The organism is Yersinia alsatica, assembly GCF_025133195.1.
GTDB lineage: Bacteria > Pseudomonadota > Gammaproteobacteria > Enterobacterales > Enterobacteriaceae > Yersinia > Yersinia alsatica.
This window is the reverse complement of record NZ_CP104006.1, coordinates 2,029,941-2,055,374: the sequence shown is the minus strand read 5'-3', so window position 1 is coordinate 2,055,374 and position 25,434 is coordinate 2,029,941. Positions and strand designations below refer to the sequence as shown.

The window sequence follows — 25,434 nt, the reverse complement described above, 5'->3', positions numbered from 1 at the left end:
ATTGCCCCATGCCCTTACGCTATATCCAGTCTATGTTATTTATCTAATCGCCCATCTATACCCTAAGATGACCGAGTATCTTATGTCAGTTTTGTGGCGTTTGCATGACAATGTTGCTGATGGCGGCCTGACGATGTTTGCCACGGTGGCGAATAAAGTTAACTAATGATATCTGTTGGACTTTCTTGTCAATCTTTCGCAATAATGATTGTGGACACTAAATACTCCCACAATAATCTTACTGGAGTTGCAATGGGTCAGGAAAAGCTCTACACCGAAAAAGAACTCAGTTGGTTATCTTTTAATGAGCGGGTATTGCAGGAAGCTGCGGATAAGAGCAATCCACTCATTGAGCGGATGCGGTTCCTTGGTATTTACTCCAATAATCTTGATGAGTTCTATAAAGTCCGTTTTGCTGATCTAAAACGGCGCATTCTGATTAGTGAAGAGCAAGGCTCCGCCGTAACTTCCCGTCACTTGCTGAAAAAAATTCAAAGCAAAGTGGTGAAAGCCGATCAAGAATTTGACGGGCTATATAATGATTTATTACTGGAAATGGCGCGTAATCAAATCTTCCTGATTAATGAGCGGCAAATTTCCGAAAATCAGCAAATCTGGCTAAAACAATATTTTAAGCAGCATCTGCGCCAACACATCACGCCGATTCTGATTAACCACGACACCAATTTGGTGCAATTCCTTAAAGACGATTATACTTATCTGGCGGTGGAGATTATCCGTGGTCAGGAAATCGCCTATGCACTGCTAGAAATTCCTTCCGATAAAGTTCCGCGTTTCGTTAATTTGCCACCAGAAGCTCCTCGTCGCCGCAAGCCAATGATATTACTTGATAATATATTGAGATATTGCCTAGATGAGATATTCAAAGGCTTCTTTGATTATGATGCGCTGAATGCTTATTCCATGAAGATGACCCGTGATGCCGAATATGATTTGGTCACTGAAATGGAATCCAGCTTGCTGGAATTGATGTCATCGAGCTTGAAACAGCGCCTGACGGCAGAACCGGTGCGCTTTGTTTATCAACGTGATATGCCCGATGAGATGGTGGAATTGCTGCGCGGCAAGCTGGGTATTTCTAATGATGACTCAGTCATTGCCGGTGGTCGGTATCACAATTTTAAAGACTTTATTAACTTCCCGAACGTCGGCAAAAGTAATCTGGTTAATCGGCCCATGCCGCGTCTGCGCCATATTTGGTTTGATAAGTTCCGCAATGGCTTTGATGCCATTCGGGAACAAGATGTGCTGCTCTATTATCCGTATCACACCTTTGAGCACGTATTAGAATTACTGCGCCAGGCATCATTCGATCCGAGCGTATTGGCGATTAAAATCAATATTTATCGCGTCGCAAAAGATTCGCGCATTATCGAATCGATGATCCATGCCGCCCATAATGGCAAGAAAGTGACGGTGGTGGTGGAATTACAAGCGCGCTTTGATGAAGAGGCCAATATTCATTGGGCGAAAAGTCTGACCGCCGCTGGCGTACACGTTATTTTCTCTGCTCCGGGTTTGAAAATTCACGCCAAGTTATTCCTAATTTCCCGTCTTGAAGGCGAAGAGATTGTGCGCTATGCCCATATCGGCACCGGTAACTTTAACGAAAAAACGGCGCGTCTTTATACCGACTATTCTTTATTAACCGCAGATGCGCGTATTACGAATGAAGTGCGTCGGGTGTTTAACTTTATTGAGAATCCTTACCGCCCGGTCAAGTTCGATAATCTGATGGTGTCACCACAGAACTCGCGTTTAATGCTGTATCAATTGATTGATCAGGAAATTATTCATGCTCAGGCCGGTGAAAGTGCCGGGATTACCCTGAAGATAAATAATTTAGTGGATAAAGGTCTGGTAGATAGGTTATATAGCGCCTCCAGTGCAGGGGTGAAAATACGCCTTTTAGTCAGAGGGATGTGTTCGTTAATCCCAAATATGCCGGGGATCAGCGATAATATACAAGTCACCAGTATTGTTGACCGCTTCCTCGAGCATGACCGGGTTTACGTCTTTGAGAATAAAGGCGACAAGCTGGTGTATCTCTCTTCCGCTGACTGGATGACACGTAACATTGATTATCGTATTGAAGTCGCCGTCTCATTACTGGACCCGAGACTAAAACAGCGGGTGCTGGATATTTTAGAGCTGCTGTTCAACGACACGGTAAAAGCCCGTTATATTGATAAAGAACTGAGTAATCGTTATGTACCGCGTGGAAACAGGCGCAAAGTACGTGCACAGATTGCCATCTATGATTATTTAAAAGCGCTGGAACAACCAGAGCAGTAAGGCTAAAACTATGCCGCTAACCAACAATTCGACTACCACAAAACCGCAAGAAATTGCAGCTATCGACTTGGGTTCAAACAGTTTCCATATGGTAATTGCCCGCGTCGTCAACGGTGCTTTGCAGGTTTTGGGGCGCCTGAAGCAGCGCGTGCATCTGGCTGATGGTCTGGATAGCAATAATATGCTCAGCGAAGAAGCTATTGAGCGGGGGCTGGCTTGTCTGGCACTGTTTGCTGAGCGTTTGCAGGGTTTCTCACCCGATAACGTCTGCATCGTCGGTACTCATTCATTGCGACAAGCCGCTAACGCGGAAACCTTCCTCAAGCGCGCAGCCGAAGTGATTCCCTACCCGATTGAAATCATTTCCGGTCAGGAAGAGGCACGTCTGATTTTTATGGGCGTCGAACATACTCAGCCGGAGAAAGGCCGCAAGCTGGTGATTGATATCGGTGGCGGTTCAACCGAGTTGGTTATTGGCGAGGATTTTGAGCCATTGCTGGTAGAAAGCCGCCGCATGGGCTGTGTCAGCTTTGCTCAACAGTTCTTCCCGCATGGTGAAATCAGTAAAGTGAATTTCAAGCGCGCGCGCTTGGCTGCGGCCCAAAAGCTGGAAAATCTGGCGTGGCAATATCGGATTCAAGGTTGGCAATATGCGCTTGGCGCATCCGGCACTATCAAGGCCACCTATGAAGTGTTGGTGGAGATGGGCGAGAAAGATGGTTTGATCACGCCAGAACGCCTTGAGATGCTGGTTGATCAAGTGCTGCAATTCAAACATTTCTCCGCACTGAGTCTGCCGGGGTTATCAGAAGATCGTCAGTCGGTATTTGTGCCGGGGCTGGCTATCTTGTGTGGTGTATTCGATGCCTTAGCTGTCAAAGAGTTACGTTTATCCGATGGTGCGCTGCGTGAGGGCGTTCTGTATGAAATGGAAGGCCGTTTCCGCCACCAGGATATCCGTCAGCGCACAGCCAAAAGTCTGGCCGAGCACTATAACATTGACCGGGAACAGGCACGCCGAGTGTTGGAAACCACCGAGCAGCTTTACACTCAATGGTTGGCGCAGAACTCCAAGCTGGTACAACCGCAGTTGGAAGCATTGTTAAGATGGGCGGCGATGCTGCATGAAGTTGGCCTGAGCATTAATCACAGCGGGATGCACCGCCATTCGGCTTATATTCTGCAAAACACTAACTTGCCGGGCTTTAATCAAGAGCAGCAATTATTGCTGGCAACCTTGGTGAGAATGCACCGTAAAGGGATTAAGCTCGATGAGTTGCCGCGTCTGAATTTATTCAAGAAAAAGTACTATTTGCCGTTAATTCAGCTATTACGTTTGAGTACGTTACTGAATAATCAGCGCCAATCGACGACTACGCCAGAAAGTCTGCGACTGATAACTGATGATGGTCACTGGACATTGCGTTTCCCTGCCGGTTATCTGGCGCAAAATAATCTGGTGCAACTGGATTTTGAGCGCGAGCAGGCATATTGGGACGATGTAGTTGGCTGGAAACTGATTATTGAAGAAGAAGCAGCGGAAGATACTGAAGCCGACGCGCCGAAAGCATAATGAGAACAAATCCCGATGAGCTGACTCCAGTCAGTGATTCGGGTGAGTGAGAGCAGCTAACACCGCTGCAGCACCAAGGACGAAGGGCAAGGAGATTATGAAAAGAAGGCCATCAACACAGCTAACAAAAATCATCTTGCTGGTGAGTTTTCTCATTCTATTTGGCCGTTTATTGTATGCGGGGATTGCGTCTATGTCCCACCATCAGGAGCGTCGGCAATCACAACAGCTTGAGCAGACTGTAGAAGGCGAGCCTGCGGGCCCGCATGAGACTGATCTCAGCCCATAAAAGTTGTGCTCAGCGCCCTTAGCCACCTCCCGCGCAAATACTCAGCATATTTTGCGGTTTGCCGAGGTGAGACTTAGAGAAGGGCCGAGTCATTGACTGTAGCCACGCACCTGCGACTTGAAAGATGAAGGGTATATTTCGAATCAAGGACACACTATGCCAGTGCCAATAACTCCTGTGCCACTTTCCGCCATGGTAAAAAGTAAAGCTAAAAACAACGCTAAAAAACTGGCTGAAATACGCAACCGAATACTTACCCTATTACTGAATGATAAAGCCTTAGTTGACGGTATTCTTGGCCGTCAGGGTGAAAAGGAAACCATCAGTGATGAGGATCTGCTAGAAAAAAAAATTGAAATCAAGAGTCTGCTTGATGACTTGCACGCAGCTGACCTTGCCGACTTGCTGGAAGCCTTGCCCAATGATGAACGTCTGGCATTGTGGCGGTTAGTCAAAAACGAAAAACGCGGTCAAACGCTGGTCGAAGTCTCTGAGACGGTGTGGGACACGCTGATCAAAGAGATGAGCGATAAAGACCTGTTAAAGGCCATGCGCACCTTGCATGTCGATGAACAGGCTTATCTGGCTGAATACTTGCCGCGTAACTTGATGGGCCGTTTGCTCACTTCATTGGATCCGGATCAGCGGGCTCGCGTACGGGAAGTTATCCAGTATGGCCGGGATACCGTCGGTCAGATGATGGATTTCGAATTAGTGACAGTTCGTGCTGATGTCTCGCTGGGAACGGTACACCGCTATTTACGCTATCGAAAAAATATTCCCGATGCCACAGATAAAATCTTCGTCGTTGACCGTAAAAATACCTTACTCGGCGAACTTCCACTGACGGCTATTCTCCTCAACTCACTGGATACTAAAGTATTTCAGGTGATGGAGAGCAACCCAATAACATTCCAGCCGGAACAGAAAGCAGAAGATGCCGCTGGGGCTTTTGAACGTTATGACTTAATCAGTGCGGCAGTCATTGATGCCAAAGGCAAACTGATGGGCCGTTTGACCATCGAAGAAATTGTTGACGTGGTCAATGAAGAGAGCGATACCACCTTAAGACGGATGGGGGGCTTAAGCCCGGAAGAGGATGTATTCTCCCCGGTAGGCCGTGCCGTGCGGACCCGTTGGTCATGGCTGGCCATCAATCTTTGTACCGCTTTTGTCGCCTCCAGGGTTATTGGTTTATTTGAGGATACCATCTCGCAATTAGTGGCTCTGGCCGCCTTAATGCCCATTGTAGCTGGCATTGGCGGTAACACCGGGAATCAGACCATCACCATGATTGTGCGTGCCTTGGCCTTGCATCATATCCAGCAGGGTAACATCACATTCTTGATGTTCAGAGAATTAGGTGTGGCGCTGATTAATGGTTTGGTTTGGGGCGGCATTATGGGCGTGGTCACTTATCTGCTCTATGGCGACCCTGCTATGGGGGGCGTTATGACATTGGCAATGATTCTTAATTTGCTAATGGCGGCGCTGATGGGGGTCATTATCCCGATGACAATGGCACGTCTAGGTCGAGACCCGGCTATCGGTTCCAGTGTCATGATCACAGCAATCACTGATACTGGCGGCTTTTTCATCTTTCTGGGACTCGCCACCATATTCTTAGTCTAATAATGATGATAATAGAAAATAATTAATTAAGCATTGAGCAGCCGAATATCACTCGTCAATGCTCATCTATACTAAACTATTGAATATGACCGTATTTTAAAAACGGTATATTGCTATGTGGTGGATTTTTCTATCACAATCAAAATACTTGCGAGCAAAATAAGGCGTTATATGGATCTCAGCGCAGCTGAAAAACCGACACCTGATAATAAGCCCCTTCTGCACATTACTATCACTAGTATAGTAGTGTTTTTGCTCGCAATTTTTTGTATCCGACTCTCTGAACAATCAGAAAATCTAGCCCCTTTATGGTTCCCGACCGCCGTATTGATGGTGGCTTTATTCCACCATCCTATACGCTACTGGTCGCTACAATTATTGGCCGCAGGAATCTGCATTGTTGCTGCTAATTTTATCTTATATGGCGTCAGTTGGTTCCCGCTGCCACTCACATTTATCAATCTTGCAGAATCGGCGGTGGGGGCATGGTTACTGCGCAAACTTCTACAACCCAAAGACCCGCTTAATAATCTGTTCAGTTGGCTCAAGTTCTCGGTTTGCACCGTCATTATTGTCCCTCTATTGAGTGGTTTGGCGGCAGCCTGGTACTTGTCGCCCCATAATGGGAACTTCACCCAAGTACTGACAGTATGGTTTATGTCCGAAGCCATCGGCATGCTGGCGTTAGGGCCGGTCGGCCTGCTTTACCGCCGCGGTTACTTCAATATCGCGACTAAAACCAAAGCGCTATTCGATATGATGTGGATGATGATATTATCCTTAACCGCTTGTTATATCGGTTTGATTTATCTCCCATTCCCCTTCACTTTCGTGATTATGGCCTTGATCTGGACCTCTATTCGACTGCCCCGTTTTGAAACCTTTACTGTCTGTTTTCTGGCCACATTGCTGATTGCGATGATGATCAATTTCAACCTATTTACATTGCCGGCTGATCCCAAAATGTCGGTACAGGCATTCTCTTTTATTCCGCTATTGATGGTGCTTATTCCGCCACATGCCATGGCCATGGTGATGCACTCGTTCCGGATGGAAAAAGAGCATATCGTTGAAAGTGAAAACCGCTTTCGTAATGCCATGGAATACTCGGCGATTGGCATGGCGCTGGTCTCGCCGGAAGGCAAGTGGATGCAGGTAAATAAGGCGCTGTGCAAACTGTTGGATTACAGTCAGGAAACCTTACTGACTCTGAATTTCCAACAGATTACCCATCCGGAAGATCTCTCCGCCGACCTGAAATTGCTGGATGATTTGTATCACGACCGTATCCCCAGCTACTCGATGGAGAAGCGCTATATCCGCAGTGATGGCGAGATAGTCTGGGCGCTGTTAGTAGTGAGTGTGGTGCGGGATCACGAGCAGCAGCCGCTCTATTACATCTCTCAGGTCGAAGATATCAATGACCTGAAAAAGACTGAAATCATCAACCGGCGCTTGATGGAACGTATCACCCTGGCCAATGAAGCGGGCGGCATTGGTATCTGGGAATTAGATATGAAAAAACAGCAGATCAGCTGGGATAAGCGGATGTATGAACTCTACCATGTTCCGCTGAATACTCCGGTGACTGAGGCTATCTGGCAGCAATATATTCATCCAGAAGATTTCAATTATGTCGTCAATGAATACAATGCCGCACTCAATCAACGCCAGCCCTACCGGCTGGAGTTTCGCCTACTTTTGCCGAACGGCGATATTGTCCACCTGCGTAATCAGGCCAATATCGTGTGCGATAAAAATGGCAATATTCAGCGCGTGATTGGCACCACCTTGGATATGACTGAAATCAGAAACCTGACGGAAGCCCTGCACGAAGAGAAGGAGCGGCTGCATATTACGCTCGATTCCATCGGTGAGGCCGTGGTGTGTACCGATCAGGAAATGAAAATTACCTTTATGAATCCGGTCGCGGAGAAAATGACCGGTTGGGCCAATACCATCGCGCTAGGCCAGCCCATCAACCAGATTATCAAGCTGACCAATGGCGTGGATGGGCCAGAAATTGACAATCCGATAGAGCATTGTCTGACCCACCGCCCTTACTCTTCACTGAATGAGTCGATGGTATTGCATCATCGTGATGGGCAGTATTATGACATTCAAGAGTCGGTAGCGCCGCTGAAAACGCTGGAAGGGGGCATTGTCGGTGCCGTTTTAGTCTTCCAGGATGTCGGCGAGTCGCGTGCCATGATGCGCAAACTCAGCCATAGCGCGTCACATGACAATCTGACCGGCTTGCCAAACCGGGCCAATTTTGAAAATAAATTGAAAATGGCTATCCAGAAAAGTGTCGACCAAAACCAGCAGCATGCGCTGGCTTTCCTGGATTTGGACTATTTTAAAGCAGTTAATGACTCGGCCGGGCACCCAGCAGGAGATGCTTTGCTGAAAGAACTCAGCCAGTTAATGCGCCAGAATTTACGTAACAGTGATTGTGTCGCGCGTCTGGGTGGTGATGAATTCGGCTTACTAATGCTTAATTGCACCCTCCCCCACGCCAAAGCTATTACTCAAAGTCTGGTATCCATGATCAATGGCTATCATTTCTACTGGGAAAATAAGCTGTATCGCATCGGTGCCAGTGCCGGAGTGACTCAAATTAGCAGTAGCAACAGCCAGCGCAGTGAAATTATGGCGCAGGCTGATATTGCCTGCTACACCGCCAAACACAGTGGCCGTGGGCAGGTTTATCTCTATCAGCCACGGCAAAAGCAGCTACTGGCCCGGCAACACGAGCTGCTCAGTAGAGAAGATATCGAAGATATTCTTAGCAAGAACCAATTGTCGCTACAGCTCACGCCAACCGCGCCCCCTAAAACGCCGCTGTCGGTATGCTTCTATCAGGTCAGCTATGAGGTTAACCAGCCGCAGAGCATCATTGTCAGTCAGTCTGCATTTGAGGAAGCCGCATTGCTGTATAATTTGCGGGCCAAAGTCGACAATTGGGTATGCGAGCAACTGCTAGTGGAACAAGCCGAGGCGATTAATCACAAAGGGCTGGCACTGGCTATTCCGCTGTCCGAAGTGGCTCTGCTTAAAGAAGATTTCCGCCAGTCACTTCTTGCCTTAGTCCAAAATACTGTGCTGCCAGCGCAAAGTTTATATTGGATGGTCGATGAGTCCACCTTGCTGCAATATCCGTTTGCAATTGGGAATTTTCTCGCCAAACTGCAACAATTGGGCTGCAAATTAATAGTTAAAGAGTTTGGTCATAATCTCAATGATTTTGAGTTACTGGCGGAGCACACTATTAATTACCTCAAATTTAACAGTGAGTTAATTGCTCATATTCATATCAATCAAATGGATGAAGTGCTGGTATCCATCATCAATGGCACAGCACAGCGGGCCAATATTGCCACACTGGCGGGCCCGGCAGAATTACCTCCCACCCTCAATAAGTTGATTGCGATTGGTGTTGATTTAGCCGATGGCGAAACTATTGGTCGTACTCAACCGTTGTCCGAAGTACTCAATAGTGGCTATTTCGCTATCAAGTAATCCGAGACGATTGCTCCGCTGCTCACTCTAGGGTAAAGTCGGCCCCTTTTATTTGGCCTGGGGAGCAATTATGTTCATTGGATTTGACTACGGCACAGCAAACTGCTCGGTTGCCGTGATGCGGGATAATGCTCCCGAATTGCTGACGCTGGAAAATAATGACGTCTATTTGCCATCCATGCTGTGTGCGCCCACTCGTGAAGCCGTAAGTGAGTGTCTGCACCGCTATTGGCAAGTGCCAACAGGCAGTGACGAAAACCAGCAACTATTACGCCGGGCCATGGCGTTCAATCGCGAAGAAGATATTCCGGTGTCTGCCGATAGCCTGATGTTCGGCTTATCGGCATTGGCCCAATATATCGAAGACCCCGAAGAAGTTTACTTTGTTAAATCCCCTAAATCTTTTTTGGGTGCTAATGGCTTGAAACCTCAGCAGTTGGCGCTGTTTGAAGATTTGGTCTGTGCCATGATGTTCCATATTAAACGTCAGGCAGAATCCGTGTTGGCAGCAGAAATCAGCCAAACTGTCATTGGCCGCCCAGTTAACTTTCAGGGTTCCGGTGGTGAAGAGGCCAACCGACAAGCTGAAGGTATCTTACTGCGCGCCGCGCAACGTGCCGGTTTTCGTGATATCGCCTTCCAGTTTGAGCCGGTCGCTGCGGGGCTAGACTTTGAAGCCACATTAACGACAGAGAAAACCGTGCTGGTGGTGGATATCGGCGGGGGGACCACCGACTGCTCAGTGCTGCTGATGGGGCCAAAATGGCAAGGTATGGCCGATCGTCAACAAAGTCTGTTGGGTCACAGTGGCTGTCGCGTCGGGGGTAATGATCTGGATATTATGTTGGCCTTTAAGCAACTGATGCCACTGTTTGGACTGGGCAGCGAGACCGAAAAAGGCATTGCCATGCCGTCATTGCCTTACTGGAATGCGGTTGCCACCAACGATGTTCCGGCACAGAGCGACTTCTATAGCACCGTCAATGGGCGTTTTCTGCGTGATTTGATTCGTGACGCCGCAAATCCGCAGCAAGTTGAGCGCCTGTTAAAAGTGTATCAGCAGCGCCTGAGCTACCGTCTGGTACGCGCCGCAGAAGAGAGCAAAATTGCGCTGTCTGAGCAAGCGCAAGTCGCCACGGTACTGGATTTTGTTCAGCCAGAGTTGGGGCAAACCATCAGCCAACAGCAACTGGCCGAATCGATTTCCCAGCCACTGCAACGGATTCAGGAGCAAGTCAGTCTGGCACTGGCAACCAGCCATATCACGCCAGATGTGATTTATCTGACTGGCGGCAGCGCGCGTTCCCCATTATTGCGAGCAGCCTTACAACAGCAATTGCCGGGGATTCCATTAGTCGGCGGTAATGATTTCGGTTCCGTGACCGCAGGGTTAGCGCGGTGGGCGCAGACGCTTTTTCGTTAAAAGTTGATATTGGTTCAGGTGAGCTGGTTTTGTTTATATAAAAATGGATCTGGTTTCGGTTGATATTCATTTAGTGAATACCTGTTCTCCGTAGCCTCAACCGAGTCGGGCCGCAAGGCGGCGGCCCAACACCCGCGCCTTGCGCGAAATATTGCCCTACGGGTAAACCTCCTGCGTCTTTCGGGCTTCACGAGCCAGCGCGACGGGCATCCTTGCCCGAGCGCGCTTTTCGCCGCCGTCCATGGCGGCTCACTCTACCCTCCATCCTTGTCGGCAATATTCCCGATTGCGCTCAACGTCAAAAGAGAAATTCAAAATCAAAACCATGGTTTTGACTTTAATTTTTTAAAGCACATTTGAGCAGCCGAGTGAAGAGTGTAGCCAGGGCAACCCGCCATGGACGGCGGGTTGAGGTGTGCTTGAGCAGGGATGCGAATCACACCGTACCGTCAGCGAAATGATGAGTCGAGGGCCACCCACGCAGTGGGCTAGCGATACGTGCGCAAGCGCGGGGATTCCACAAGGGGTCACGCGCTTGTGACCCCTTTGGCGGTTGAGGCATCGGAGGTAAGGTTGTCGCTAATCTTATGTCAACCGAATCAGATCACTGAACCAATATCAACCGAAACTAAGCTCCATACCCGACAACCAAACCCGATCACCTGAACCAATATCAACCAAACCAGATCCATCCCCCTCTTATCCCCTAAAATTAAAAACTTTCCCCCACATACCCTGACACTATTTTCATATTTCCTCCATTTTGTTCCAGTAAATCCCCGCTAAACTAGTAACATATCCAAAAACTTACTTATTGCGCCCGTGTGCAAATAATCAGAACATCAAAAGGGACTCTTCGACATAATGAAAGCTCAATCCAAACGCACTTCCCGGTTACTCACCTTGGTGGGAATAGTGCTGGTTATTATTGTTGCTGTGTTTGTCTGGCGTCACTTCAATGCTACCCCTGAAACCAACGCTCCCGGGGCGCAACAAGCGGCTGGAAGTAGCGGCTCTGGGCGTGCCGGTGGCCGCCGCAATATGCCGATGTCCCCGGTACAAGCGGCAACAGCAACCGAGCAAACAGTACCGCGTTATCTCACCGGTTTGGGTACGGTGATTGCCGCCAACACGGTCACCGTCACCAGCCGGGTTGATGGTCAGCTAATGGCGATTCACTTTACCGAAGGTCAGCAGGTCAATGCCGGTGACTTACTGGTGGAAATCGATCCGCGCCCTTACGAAGTCCTGCTGACTCAAGCTCAAGGACAACTGGCCAAAGACCAAGCCACCCTCGACAATGCTCGCCGTGATCTGGCTCGCTATCAAAAACTGGCTAAAACCGGCCTGATTTCGCAACAAGATCTTGATACTCAGGCCTCATTAGTACGCCAGAGCGAAGGCAGTGTGAAAGCGGATCAAGGCGCGATTGATAGTGCCAAGCTGCAACTGACTTATAGCCGCATAACTGCGCCAATTTCCGGTAAAGTCGGTCTAAAACAAGTCGATGTTGGTAATTATATTACCAGCGGCACGACTGCGCCGATTGTGGTGATCACCCAAACACATCCGGTTGATGTGGTCTTTACTCTGCCGGAAAGTGATATCCCGGATATCATGCAAGCTCAAAGAAATGCAGAAAAAAACCAGACAACAGTGCCAGTTGAAGCTTGGGATCGCACCAATAAACAGATGCTAGCCCAAGGTCACCTGCTCAGTATTGATAACCAAATTGATACCACGACCGGCACCATTAAGCTGAAAGCCCGCTTCGCCAATGAAGATGATGTGCTGTTCCCGAATCAGTTTGTTAATGCCCGTATCAAAGTGGATTTACTGCAAAATGCCGTCGTGGTGCCTACCGCTGCGGTACAGATGGGCAATGAAGGGAGCTTTGTCTGGACCTTAAATGACGAGAATAAAGTCAGCAAACATCTGGTGACTACCGGGATTCAGGACAGTAAACAAGTGGTTATCAGCGCCGGTCTGAATGCCGGTCAGCGTGTGGTTACCGACGGTATTGATCGTCTGACGGAAGGTTTACAGGTTGAGGTCGTCACGCCGCGTTCAGCAAATGCCACCCCAACTGATGCGGCAGACCAATCGGCCACAACAGAGAAAGCCACTCACCATCGGGGCGGCAAGAAACCCGCAACGGATGCAGCGGCTGGCGCTAACCGTGCTGCGGAGAAATCCTAATGCAAGTGATGCCTCCAACCCCCGGTGGCGGGCCATCACGGCTATTTATTCTGCGCCCGGTTGCCACAACATTATTTATGGTCGCCATTCTATTGGCTGGGATTATTGGTTACCGTGCTTTGCCGGTTTCAGCCCTGCCGGAAGTTGATTATCCGACTATTCAGGTAGTGACACTCTATCCCGGCGCTAGCCCGGATGTGGTGACATCGTCAATTACTGCGCCATTGGAACGTCAGTTTGGCCAGATGTCTGGCCTCAAACAGATGGCGTCGCAAAGCTCGGGCGGCGCATCGGTTATTACGCTGCAATTCCAACTGACTCTGCCATTGGATGTGGCGGAGCAAGAGGTGCAGGCGGCAATTAACTCTGCCACCAATCTGTTGCCGACTGACCTGCCTTATCCGCCGATTTACAGCAAAGTTAACCCGGCTGATCCGCCAATTCTGACATTGGCAGTCACTTCTACCGCGGTTCCGATGACGCAAGTGGAAGATATGGTTGAAACCCGCATTGCGCAGAAAATCTCGCAAGTCACCGGGGTCGGCTTGGTCACCATTTCTGGCGGCCAGCGTCCTGCGGTGCGGGTGAAACTCAATGCTCCGGCAGTCGCGGCATTGGGGCTGGACAGTGAAACCATCCGCACCGCCATCAGCAATGCCAACGTCAACTCAGCCAAAGGTAGTCTGGATGGGCCGACCCGCTCGGTCACACTGTCTGCCAATGACCAAATGAAATCCGCTGAGGATTATCGCGACCTGATCGTGGCTTACCAAAATGGGGCTCCAGTCCGGTTGCAGGATGTCGCCACCATTGAACAAGGTGCCGAAAACAACAAACTGGCCGCCTGGGCCAACACTCAGCAGGCCATCGTGCTGAATATCCAGCGCCAGCCAGGGGTGAACGTGATAGAGACCGCTGACAGTATCCGCGAGATGCTGCCAGAACTGATCAAAAGTCTGCCTAAATCGGTTGATGTCAAAGTCCTGACTGACCGCACCACCACCATCCGCGCCTCAGTCAGTGATGTGCAGTTTGAGTTGCTGCTGGCGATTGCATTAGTGGTGATGGTGATTTATCTGTTCCTGCGTAACGCCGCAGCCACGATTATCCCCAGTATCGCGGTGCCGCTATCACTGGTCGGAACCTTTGCCGCCATGTATTTTCTCGGCTTCTCAATCAACAACCTGACGCTAATGGCATTGACCATTGCTACCGGTTTTGTGGTCGATGATGCCATCGTGGTGATTGAGAATATCTCCCGCTATATCGAGAAAGGTGAAAAACCCCTGGATGCCGCGCTGAAAGGGGCCGGTGAGATTGGATTTACTATTATTTCACTGACTTTCTCATTAATTGCAGTATTGATTCCGCTGCTATTTATGGGGGATATCGTGGGCCGGCTGTTCCGTGAATTTGCGGTCACATTGGCGGTAGCCATTCTGATTTCTGCCGTGGTTTCCTTAACACTAACGCCGATGATGTGCGCGCGCATGCTGAGCTATGAATCACTGCGCAAACAGAACCGCCTGTCCCGTGCCAGTGAGAAATTCTTTGATTGGGTCATTGCCCACTATGCGGTAGCACTGAAAAAAGTGCTGAATCATCAATGGCTAACATTGAGTGTGGCGCTCAGTACTTTGGTGCTGACGGTGATCCTTTACTTGCTGATCCCCAAAGGCTTTTTCCCATTGCAAGACAATGGCCTGATTCAGGGCACTCTGGAGGCACCACAATCAGTTTCCTTCAGTAATATGGCTGAACGCCAGCAACAGGTCGCGGCCATTATTCTGAAAGATCCGGCGGTCGAAAGTCTGACCTCATTTGTTGGCGTCGATGGCACTAATGCCACACTTAACAATGGCCGGTTGCAGATTAACCTTAAGCCGTTAAGCAGCCGCGAGGATCGTGTCTCCGAAATTATTCCTCGCCTTCAGCAGAGTGTTGCCGGTATTCCGGGGATCAAACTCTATTTGCAGCCGGTACAAGATTTGACCATTGATACCCAACTGAGCCGTACGCAATATCAATTTACCCTGCAAGCGACGTCGCTGGAGGAACTGAGCACTTGGGTTCCGAAGCTTATCAATGAGTTGCAACAGCAAGCACCTTTCCAAGATGTTACCAGCGACTGGCAGGATCAAGGACTAGTGGCGTTTGTTAATGTCGATCGTGACAGTGCCAGCCGCTTGGGGATCACCATGTCGGCTATCGACAGCGCGCTATATAACGCTTTTGGTCAGCGGCTTATCTCCACCATTTACACCCAAGCTAATCAATATCGGGTGGTGCTGGAACATGACGTGAAAGCCACACCAGGTCTGGCTGCATTCAATGATATCCGCCTGACTGGCAGTGATGGCAAAGGGGTGCCATTAAGCAGCATCGCCACCATTGAAGAGCGTTTCGGGCCGCTATCTATCAACCATTTGAATCAGTTCCCGTCAGCCACCATCTCATTTAACCTGGCGCACGGCTATTCTCTGGGTGAAGCCGTCACTGCGGTGACGCAAGCTGAGAAAGCCATCCAGTTGCCCGCCGATATTATGACGCGCTTCCAAGGCTCTACACTGGCGTTTCAGGCGGCATTGGGCGGGACGCTATGGCTGATTATCGCCGCTATCGTGGCAATGTATATCGTGCTCGGTGTGTTGTATGAAAGCTTTATTCATCCGGTCACTATCTTGTCAACGCTGCCAACTGCCGGTGTCGGAGCTTTGCTGGCACTGATGCTGACGGGTAATGAGCTTGATGTAATCGCCATCATCGGGATTATCTTGTTGATTGGTATCGTGAAAAAGAATGCCATCATGATGATCGACTTTGCGCTGGCCGCCGAGCGAGATCAGGGCATGACGCCATATGATGCTATCTATCAAGCCTGTTTGCTGCGTTTTCGCCCAATTCTGATGACCACCTTGGCAGCACTGTTTGGTGCCCTGCCCTTGATGCTCAGTACCGGAACCGGGGCCGAGCTACGCCAGCCACTGGGTGTCTGTATGGTCGGCGGGCTGATCGTCAGCCAGGTACTGACGCTGTTTACCACGCCGGTTATCTATCTGTTATTCGATAAGCTGGCACGCAATACTCACGGTAAAGGTCGTCACCATAATGAGGACATTGATTCATCGGATCCCCTGCCTGAATTGCCACATGGAAGGGAACCACAGTGAAATTCTTTGCTCTGTTCATCCAGCGCCCGGTAGCCACTATTCTGCTCACACTGGCCATCACCCTCAGCGGTATTATCGGTTTTAGTCTATTGCCGGTATCGCCGCTGCCACAGGTGGATTACCCAGTAATTGCGGTGAGTGCCTCGATGCCCGGTGCGGATCCAGAAACCATGGCGTCATCCATTGCAACTCCACTGGAACGCGCCTTGGGAAGAATAGCCGGGGTCAATGAAATGACCTCGACCAGTTCACTGGGCAGTACGCGGATCATTCTGCAATTTGATCTTAATCGCGATATTAACGGCGCAGCCCGTGACGTGCAGGCCGCACTTAATGCCGCCCAAAGCTTGCTGCCGTCTGGGATGCCAAACCGCCCGACCTATCGCAAGATGAACCCGTCTGATGCACCGATCATGATAATGACGCTGACTTCAGATACCTTCACTCAGGGGCAATTGTATGACTTTGCCTCCACCAAACTGGCACAGAAAATTGCCCAAACCGAGGGGGTCAGTGATGTCACCGTCGGCGGGAGTTCCTTGCCAGCGGTGCGTGTCGAGTTAAACCCTAGTGCGCTGTTCAATCAGGGCGTGTCACTGGATGCCGTCCGCCAAGCCATCAGTGCTGCCAACGTTCGTCGCCCACAAGGTTCAATTGACGACAGCCAACAGCACTGGCAAGTTCAGGCCAATGATGAGATCAAAACCGCCGAGGGTTATCGCCCACTGGTGATTAACTACAACAATGGCGCGGCGGTACGATTGCAGGATGTCGCCAATGTCATCGACTCGGTACAGGATGTCCGCAATGCCGGGATGTCTGATGGCAAACCCGCCGTATTGCTGGTGATTAGCCGTGAGCCGGGGGCAAATATTATCGCCACGGTCGATAGGATTCGGGCGGAGCTCCCTGCACTGCGGGCCTCGATCCCGGCCTCCATTCAATTGAGTATTGCTCAAGATCGATCCCCCACTATTCGTGCCTCATTGGATGAAGTGGAGCAATCGCTGATCATTGCTGTCGCCTTGGTGATCCTGGTGGTGTTCCTGTTCCTGCGATCAGGCCGAGCCACACTGATCCCTGCGGTTGCCGTGCCGGTTTCACTGATCGGTACCTTTGCCGCCATGTACCTGTGCGGCTTCAGTCTCAATAACCTGTCGCTGATGGCGCTGACCATCGCCACTGGTTTTGTGGTCGACGATGCCATCGTGGTATTGGAGAATATTTCCCGCCATCTGGAGGCGGGAGTGAAGCCGATGGTTGCCGCGCTACAGGGGGTGCGTGAAGTCGGTTTTACCGTGCTATCGATGAGTATTTCTCTGGTGGCGGTGTTTATTCCGTTGCTGTTGATGGAAGGGCTACCGGGCCGCTTATTCCGCGAGTTTGCTGTTACCCTGTCGGTGGCGATTGGTATTTCGCTGGTCATTTCTCTGACACTAACCCCGATGATGTGCGCCCATTTACTGCGCGCGCAGCCAGTTGGTCAGCAGCAGCGGATTCGTGGCTTTGGTAAAGTGCTGCTCAGTATTCAGCAAGGTTATGGTCGCTCACTGAATTGGGTGTTGGGCCATGCACGCTGGGTAATGGTCGTGCTGCTTTCCACTATTGCACTGAATGTCTGGCTCTATATCAGCATCCCGAAAACCTTTTTCCCTGAACAAGATACCGGCCGCATGATGGGGTTTATTCAAGCTGACCAAAGTATTTCGTTCCAGGCGATGCAGCAGAAACTGAAAGATTTCATGAAGATAGTTCATGATGATCCCGCTGTCGATAATGTGACCGGTTTTACTGGCGGTTCTCGCACCAACAGCGGCTCAATGTTTATCTCCCTCAAACCACTGAGTGAACGCCGCGAAAGTGCCCAGCAAATAATCACTCGCTTGCGCGCCAAATTAGCCAAAGAGCCGGGCGCCAGTCTGTTTTTGGCACCGGTACAAGATATTCGAGTCGGCGGCCGCCAAGCCAATGCCAGTTATCAATTTACGTTGTTGGCTGACGATCTGGCAGCGCTGCGGGAATGGGAGCCCAAAGTCCGGATTGCATTAGCAAAATTACCCGAGCTGGCTGATGTTAACTCCGATCAACAAGATAAAGGCTCCGAAGTTGCCCTGACTTATGATCGCGAAACCATGGCACGGCTGGGTATTGATGTCTCCGATGCCAACGCCCTGCTTAATAATGCCTTTGGTCAACGGCAGATCTCGACCATTTACCAGCCGCTAAACCAATACAAGGTGGTAATGGAAGTCGCGCCTCAATACACGCAGGATGTCAGTTCGCTGGACAAAATGTTTGTGATTAATAGTGAAGGCCAATCAATTCCACTGTCCTATTTTGCCAAGTGGCGGCCAGCCAATGCTCCATTGGCAGTGAATCACCAAGGTTTATCTGCCTCGTCGACTATCTCATTTAACTTACCGGAAGGGGGCAGCCTTTCTGCGGCGACCGATGCTGTCGAGCGGGCCATGACTGAACTGGGGGTTCCTGCCAGTGTGCGCGGCACATTTAGCGGCACCGCGCAGGTGTTCCAGGAAACCTTGAAATCTCAGCTGTGGCTGATTATGGCGGCGATTGCCACGGTGTATATCGTGCTGGGGATTTTGTATGAAAGTTATGTTCATCCTCTGACCATTCTATCAACACTGCCCTCTGCGGGTGTTGGGGCATTGCTGGCGCTGGAGTTGTTCAGTGCGCCCTTTAGTCTAATCGCCCTTATCGGCATTATGTTATTGATTGGTATTGTGAAAAAGAACGCCATTATGATGGTGGATTTTGCCCTTAATGCACAACGCAATGGCAATCTCAGTGCCCGCGAGGCTATTTTTCAAGCCAGTCTATTGCGTTTCAGACCGATTATGATGACCACACTGGCGGCATTATTCGGAGCTTTACCGCTGGTATTGGGCAGTGGCGACGGCGCGGAATTACGCCAACCGTTGGGGATAACCATTGTTGGCGGGTTAGTGATGAGCCAGTTGCTCACCTTGTACACCACGCCGGTGGTTTACCTCTATTTTGACCGACTCCGCAGCCGCTTTAGTAAGCAGCCGTTGATGAGACTGGAATGATAAATATGGTATACCCAATAGATTTCAACGTGCAGGAAGGCGGCAAGAAAGTGCAGCCCGATGAGCTTACACCGGTAAGTGATTCGGGTGAACGAGTGCAGCCAACGCATCGGCGGGTTGAAAGATGACGGGTATACGATGGCAGCTGTGGATCGTTGCCTTTGGCTTCTTCATGCAGACGCTGGATACCACCATCGTCAACACCGCCCTGCCCTCAATGGCAGCCAGTCTAGGCGAGAATCCGTTGCGCATGCAGTCGGTGATTGTCTCTTATGTATTGACGGTGGCAGTAATGCTACCCGCCAGTGGCTGGCTGGCTGATCGCATCGGTGTGAAATGGATTTTCTTCTCGGCGATTATCTTATTTACCCTCGGCTCGCTGATGTGCGCGCAATCCGAAACCTTGAATGAATTGATCTCTTCTCGCGTGATCCAAGGGGTCGGCGGCGCAATGATGGTGCCGGTTGGTCGCCTAACCGTCATGAAAATCGTCCCACGCGAGCAATATATGTCAGCGATGGCCTTCGTTACACTACCCGGTCAAATTGGGCCACTGGTCGGCCCAGCACTGGGTGGGTTTCTGGTGCAGTATGCCAGTTGGCACTGGATTTTCCTGATCAACTTACCCGTCGGCGTGATTGGTGCACTGGCAACCCTAATTCTGATGCCAAATTACACCATGCGCACCCGGCGTTTTGATATCAGCGGCTTTATTATGCTGGCCATTGGCATGGCGACCCTGACACTGGCATTAGATGGTCACAAGGGATTGGGGCTGCCACCGCTGGCGATTGTCGGTTTGGTGCTGTGTGGTATTGCGGCGCTGGTGGGTTACTGGTGGCATGCCAGAGGCAACAGCTCGGCACTGTTTTCACTGCGGTTATTCAAAAATAAATCTTATGCTCTTGGCCTGACAGCCAGTATGACCGCGCGTATCGGCAGTGGCATGTTGCCGTTTATGACTCCGGTCTTTCTGCAAATCGGGCTAGGATTTACCCCTTTCCATGCCGGGCTAATGATGATCCCAATGATTATCGGCAGTATGGGTATGAAGCGAATTATCGTGCGCGTCGTCAATCGATTCGGTTACCGGCAGGTGCTGGTCAGCGCCACATTATTACTCGCGCTGGTCAGTTTAAGCTTCCCGATGGTGGCGTTGATGGGCTGGACATTACTGCTGCCGGTAGTGCTATTTTTCCAGGGAATGCTGAATGCCTTGCGCTTCTCCACTATGAATACCTTAACCCTGAAAGATTTGCCGAACCGCTTGGCCAGCAGCGGCAACAGTCTGCTATCAATGGTTATGCAACTGTCCATGAGCCTGGGGGTCAGCACCGCCGGGATTCTGCTTGGCATATTTGCTCACAATCAGGTGGTAACAAATACCCCAGCGACGCACAGTGCGTTCCTCTACAGCTACTTGTGTATGGCGATCATTATTGCCCTGCCAGCGTTAATTTTTAACCGAGTGCCACCTGACACTGGCACTAACCGCAATTTGACGCGCCAACCGGCCAACCGATAAACAGGTGGAAAAAGAATGAGAATCGGCATCACCGGAAAACTGTTTATGGCCATATTTGCCACTTGCATGCTGGTGTTGATCACTATGCATTGGGGCATCAGAGCCAGCTTCGAGCGCGGTTTTATCGATTATATAAAGCAAAGTAATGAGCAGCGGATCAATATGCTGGGGGATGCCCTCGAAGTGCAGTATCAGCACTATGGTAATTGGGATTTTCTGCGCAACAATGATCAAGTGGTTTATCAGATAATGCGCTCGTTAGACCAAAGTAATGATAATAGCCGCAGCATGCCGCCGCGCGGTTGGCGCTCCCAATTCTGGGTGGTGGATAATCGCCACAATCTTCTGGTCGGGCACACCGGTCAATTGCCGAAAGAAGCTAGCCGCCGGGCGATAACCGTGAATAAACAGGTAGTTGGCTGGGTGATGTCCACGCCACCGGAAAAGCTGACGCGCAATGCCGACATTAACTTTGATCAACAACAGCGCCGCACCAGCTGGATAATTGTCGGCTTATCGACCTTATTGGCCGCAGCTGTCACCTGGATTTTATCGCGAGGAATGTTAGCCCCAGTCAAGCGCCTGGTGGAAGGCACTCATCGGCTGGCGGCCGGTGATTTCAGTGCTCGTGTGGCCGTTAGCAGCCGTGATGAACTGGGCCGTCTGGCTCAGGATTTTAACCAGCTTGCCAGCTCGCTGGAAAAAAACGAGCAAATGCGGCGTGACTTTATGGCGGATGTCTCCCATGAATTGCGCACCCCACTGGCGGTATTGCGCGGTGAGCTGGAAGCACTGCAAGATGGTGTGCGCCAGCCAACACCTGAGTCGTTGATTTCGCTACAAGCAGAGGTTGGGATTCTGACGAAGCTGGTCAATGACCTGCACCAGTTATCGATGTCTGACCGCGGCGCACTCGCCTACCGCAAAACCCAGTTGGATGCCGTGCGGCTACTGCAAATCGCGATTGCCAGTTTTCGTGGCCGCTTCCAAAGTAAAAATATGCTGATCACCACCCATATGCCTGAACACGCAATCATGTTTGGTGATCCTGACCGGCTGAATCAGCTATTTCACAATTTGCTGGAAAATAGCCTGCGCTACACCAATGAGGGTGGGCAGCTAGAAATTTTTGCCAAGCTTCATCTTTCAGCGCAGCAAGAAGAGACATTAACGCTCGTGTGGCAAGACAGTAAACCCGGCCTGAGTGACGAGCAACTACAGCGTATTTTTGAACGTTTTTATCGTACTGAAAGCTCGCGTAACCGTGCCAGTGGTGGCTCTGGGCTGGGCTTGGCGATTTGCCACAATATCGTCGAGGCCCATGGCGGTAAAATCAGTGCTGAACATTCACCTTTGGGTGGCCTGCGGATTACGGTAGTATTTCCTCTACTCAATCCCATAGGGTAATTCATTGCAATGCACGAGCCGCTTCAGTCTGCCAGCCAGTCTGGTTACGTATTGATTGTTGAAGATGAACCTAAGCTCGGCCAGTTATTGGTTGACTACCTGCAAGCTGCGGGTTATCGCACCCAATGGTTGACCCATGGCAGCGAGGTGGTCGGCGCGGTGCGCCAAGCACCACCATCGATCATTTTGCTGGATTTAATGTTACCCGGTACCGACGGCATCAGCATTTGCCGTGAGATTCGTCGTTTTTCTGATGTGCCGATCATGATGGTCACGGCCAAAACGGAAGAAATTGACCGCTTATTGGGGCTGGAGATTGGTGCTGATGACTATATCTGTAAACCTTATAGCCCACGGGAAGTGGTGGCGCGGGTCAAAACCATTCTGCGCCGCTGCCAGCAACAACGCGAGCAGCCAAGTGATAGCGCACCGCTATTGATTGATGAGTCGCGCTTTCAAGCCAGCTATCAGGGCCATTTGCTGGAACTGACTCCGGCGGAGTTTCGTCTACTGAAAATACTGGCCACCCAACCAGGACATGTGTTTAGCCGTGAGCAGCTATTAAATAATCTGTATGACGATTACCGCGTGGTGACCGACCGCACTATCGACAGCCATATCAAGAATCTGCGGCGTAAGTTGGAGGCTCTTGATGGCGAGAAACCGTTTATTCGTGCGGTTTATGGTATGGGGTATCGCTGGGAAGCAGAGATCTGCCGTTTACTGTAATTTAATCTGCGCCAAATTTGCATTATGTTGGTGGAGTATAGGTCGTTGACTACACTCATTAGAGGTACCACCACCAATAGGAGCAAAACTATGGCCATGGGTCACTATGAGATTAAAAAGGCAAAGAATGGGCAGTACCATTTCAATCTGAAAGCCAGCAATGGCGAAATTATTCTCTCCAGTGAGATGTATGCCAGTAAAGCTTCGGCTGAGAATGGCATCACCTCAGTGCAAAGTAACTCCCCACATGAAAGCCAGTATGAACTGAAGCACAATACGAAAAATGAACCTTATTTCGTCTTGAAAGCAAAAAATCATCAAGTTATTGGTATCAGCGAATCCTACAGTTCTGAAGCTGCCGCCAAAAATGGTATTGCCTCTGTGACAAAAAATGGCCCGACCACGACAATTAAAGATCTGACGCTGTAATTTTTAATGATTCGATAGAGCTATTTTTTACCGATATTCTTTACCTAAGAATTGATGCGCGGGGCAAGTGACCGCGCATTTACTCCCCACGCTGCTGCACCAGTCTGTTTAAAACTCTTTATTCAGCATTTTTTTTAATATCTGTTGGTTTCGTGGTAACAATCCAATTTTCAAACCAAATGGGCGGAAAACACGCCCGAGAACAGATAATGTCTGGCTTCCTTTATCCGTCTCAATATCAGATAGTGTTCTACGACTAATCTTAACCATCGATGAGAACTCGTCCTGAGACATATTCAACATATCTTTTCTTAATCGACGCAGTAGCTGACCCATTGAAATTTGATCACTGAAAAACTGCTCCACCAAATTCAACAATAAAGTTTCACGCGCTAAAGGCGACAGTTTTGCTTTCATAGCTGTGCCCACCGTTGCAATTTTTCATCCAAATAATCAAAAGCCATTCCTGGCATAGTAAGAATACTATCCGGTACACCTCGTTTTTTAAGCCGAGACTTCAATCCTATCAACTGTTGAGCCGTTTGTTTAAATGTATCAAAAACATGAGTGGGATTAGCGAGATCTGACAATTCTTCAATAATAGCCCGCCAATTGAAATGCCCCCCCTCTTCATACGGTGATCCCCATTGAGTTACTCTGGCGATCCCTTCAGGGTCGGCTTTCATTGGTGCAAAATCATAAATAGGTGAGAGCCAAATACCTTCGGGCCGTTTAATTAATGCGGTATTACGGCCATGGTTGTCTGAGTTACCAAAAGCAATATTGAGTAAGTCTCTCTTGATCATTTCAATAACCAGATCTTCTACATTTATCGATTGACCTAAATCGCTGACACGATATTGAGAGGTTAATTTCTGTGCCAAAGTTCGAATAACATCGAAATGATTTAAGTAGCTGCCAGGAGCAGCATCCATAACGGAATAAAGCGACTCAAGCCCATACTGAACTCGCTTATTCTCAATACAATCAATATCGAAGCGAGGTAACCATAAAGAAGGATAACGTTCCCCTTCAATCAATCTCATCTTTTGAGTGTCTATGGTATCGATACCGATGCTGGCCAACTCTTGATAAAAATGATATTCAGCACGCAGAATATCGCAATCAATGGCACTACGTTTCCCGCGCGGGAATTTAATCAAATAGTGAGTATCTTCGATATTGATATCATCTTGAAAGGTGTCTATCCAGATTTCGTCATGACTAGAACAACATAATAATAGTTTAGGAGCCTCACCTCCTGCACCTGTCGCCCCACCTGCAGCAGCTCCCATTTGTTGGGCATATTCCAGAAACGAAGAGTCACGCTCAATCACATCTTGCAATGTAAAACGAATATTTCTTAATTGGCTATCAGGATGCAGTTCTGGCAATGCTTCCTTTATTCGCATATTCCCTACTGGTGCAATAGTGCCATTTTTAAGCAGAGCATAATCTTGCTCACTTGCAGACATAGATTGCAGCCCCAGTTGATTAACCCAATAGCGCCGACTTGCCCCTGCTGGCATGATATCGTCAATAAAGGCAAACCAGTGCGGTGAGGAATAGGTATAAGCCAATTCAACAGGCAAATTTATGCTGCAACTGAATTCATCATCACGATACATCCACTCAATAGCATAATCACCGTCATAACCTAACACTGCGGGTCCCTGTCTGCCATGTGCAGGAGCAGCAAAAGTCAGTTCGGCTGCATCGTGCCATGCACCGTGATTAAAAATTTGTATCGTCAATTCAGCCACAGTCGCTCCATGAGCAATATTTTGCTCATAAAAATTAAGAACACACTTACATGTGCAAAATATTACTCAAAATAATCAATTAAGTCAAAAAATGAGCAGTATTTTGCTCGGTTGTCATATTATTTCTTTGTGGCAAAAACCACTAAAAATCTCTTAAATTGATCCAGATCATTTAAACCTTACAAAGATTGTGCAATGGCTGATTTTCAAGAAGCACGAGGTTACAATCCCCGACTTTTATCCCCTTCATACTTGAAGTCGCAGGATTACTGGCGAGCAGCCTACCTGCAACGGCAATTATTTGGGGTAAAGCCACCCCCTGCGGGCGTGGTTCTGACTTGAACTCAGACTGAGAGCCACTATATGTCGTCATCTACACCAGCATC

The 25,434-nt window shown here is 49.5% G+C and carries 16 protein-coding genes; 14 read left to right on the top strand and 2 right to left on the bottom strand.

The annotated features are described in order from the left end of the window. Nucleotides 1-252: 252 nt before the first annotated feature. The 14 genes from ppk1 (at nt 253) to N0H69_RS08985 (ending at nt 23,285) form a co-directional block, all read left to right on the top strand. Entirely contained in the window at nt 253-2,316 is a 2,064-nt protein-coding gene (gene ppk1, locus N0H69_RS09050) for a polyphosphate kinase 1 (RefSeq protein WP_050111116.1), read from the top strand. Nucleotides 2,317-2,326: 10 nt separating this feature from the next. Continuing rightward, entirely contained in the window at nt 2,327-3,889 is a 1,563-nt protein-coding gene (gene ppx, locus N0H69_RS09045; RefSeq protein WP_050111118.1) for an exopolyphosphatase, read from the top strand. Nucleotides 3,890-3,986: 97 nt separating this feature from the next. Then, nucleotides 3,987-4,178, top strand: coding sequence for a YfgG family protein (locus N0H69_RS09040; protein ID WP_050111262.1), 192 nt, complete (start codon nt 3,987-3,989; stop codon nt 4,176-4,178). 156 nt (nt 4,179-4,334) lie between these two features. Next, nucleotides 4,335-5,810 (top strand): magnesium transporter, encoded by a 1,476-nt coding sequence (gene mgtE / locus N0H69_RS09035; protein WP_050111263.1) that lies wholly within the window; start codon nt 4,335-4,337, stop codon nt 5,808-5,810. A 171-nt stretch (nt 5,811-5,981) separates the two neighbouring features. Beyond that, entirely contained in the window at nt 5,982-9,332 is a 3,351-nt protein-coding gene (locus tag N0H69_RS09030) for a diguanylate cyclase (protein WP_050152513.1), read from the top strand. 70 nt (nt 9,333-9,402) lie between these two features. Then, the gene (yegD, locus tag N0H69_RS09025; RefSeq protein ID WP_050136572.1) at nt 9,403-10,755 is read left to right on the top strand and encodes a molecular chaperone; all 1,353 of its coding nucleotides are present in this window, start codon (nt 9,403-9,405) and stop codon (nt 10,753-10,755) included. 864 nt (nt 10,756-11,619) lie between these two features. After that, entirely contained in the window at nt 11,620-12,954 is a 1,335-nt protein-coding gene (locus tag N0H69_RS09020) for an MdtA/MuxA family multidrug efflux RND transporter periplasmic adaptor subunit (RefSeq protein WP_050151814.1), read from the top strand. After that, the gene (locus N0H69_RS09015; RefSeq protein WP_050151813.1) at nt 12,954-16,124 is read left to right on the top strand and encodes an MdtB/MuxB family multidrug efflux RND transporter permease subunit; all 3,171 of its coding nucleotides are present in this window, start codon (nt 12,954-12,956) and stop codon (nt 16,122-16,124) included. Before N0H69_RS09020 ends, N0H69_RS09015 begins: the two co-directional genes overlap by 1 nt. Further along, a complete protein-coding gene (mdtC, locus tag N0H69_RS09010) occupies nt 16,121-19,195 on the top strand; it encodes a multidrug efflux RND transporter permease subunit MdtC (RefSeq protein WP_050107962.1) in 3,075 nt (1,024 codons plus the stop codon). The genes N0H69_RS09015 and mdtC overlap by 4 nt, the downstream gene beginning before the upstream one ends. After that, the gene (locus N0H69_RS09005; RefSeq protein WP_259705577.1) at nt 19,192-19,323 is read left to right on the top strand and encodes a hypothetical protein; all 132 of its coding nucleotides are present in this window, start codon (nt 19,192-19,194) and stop codon (nt 19,321-19,323) included. The genes mdtC and N0H69_RS09005 overlap by 4 nt, the downstream gene beginning before the upstream one ends. Beyond that, a complete protein-coding gene (locus N0H69_RS09000) occupies nt 19,320-20,720 on the top strand; it encodes an MFS transporter (protein ID WP_050151812.1) in 1,401 nt (466 codons plus the stop codon). Before N0H69_RS09005 ends, N0H69_RS09000 begins: the two co-directional genes overlap by 4 nt. Nucleotides 20,721-20,735: 15 nt before the next feature. Then, nucleotides 20,736-22,127, top strand: coding sequence for an envelope stress sensor histidine kinase BaeS (gene baeS, locus N0H69_RS08995; protein WP_050107966.1), 1,392 nt, complete (start codon nt 20,736-20,738; stop codon nt 22,125-22,127). Nucleotides 22,128-22,136: 9 nt separating this feature from the next. Beyond that, nucleotides 22,137-22,856, top strand: coding sequence for an envelope stress response regulator BaeR (baeR, locus tag N0H69_RS08990; RefSeq protein WP_050107968.1), 720 nt, complete (start codon nt 22,137-22,139; stop codon nt 22,854-22,856). Between the two features lie 90 nt (nt 22,857-22,946). Beyond that, nucleotides 22,947-23,285 (top strand): YegP family protein, encoded by a 339-nt coding sequence (locus tag N0H69_RS08985; protein WP_050107970.1) that lies wholly within the window; start codon nt 22,947-22,949, stop codon nt 23,283-23,285. A 108-nt stretch (nt 23,286-23,393) separates the two neighbouring features. Here N0H69_RS08985 and N0H69_RS08980 read toward each other — a convergent pair whose 3' ends face one another. Both N0H69_RS08980 and N0H69_RS08975 read right to left on the bottom strand, forming a co-directional pair. Continuing rightward, entirely contained in the window at nt 23,394-23,702 is a 309-nt protein-coding gene (locus N0H69_RS08980) for a helix-turn-helix transcriptional regulator (protein ID WP_050146906.1), read from the bottom strand. After that, nucleotides 23,699-25,048, bottom strand: a complete 1,350-nt coding sequence (locus N0H69_RS08975; RefSeq protein ID WP_050151811.1) for a type II toxin-antitoxin system HipA family toxin — start codon at nt 25,046-25,048, stop codon at nt 23,699-23,701. The genes N0H69_RS08980 and N0H69_RS08975 overlap by 4 nt, the downstream gene beginning before the upstream one ends. Nucleotides 25,049-25,434 lie beyond the last annotated feature (386 nt).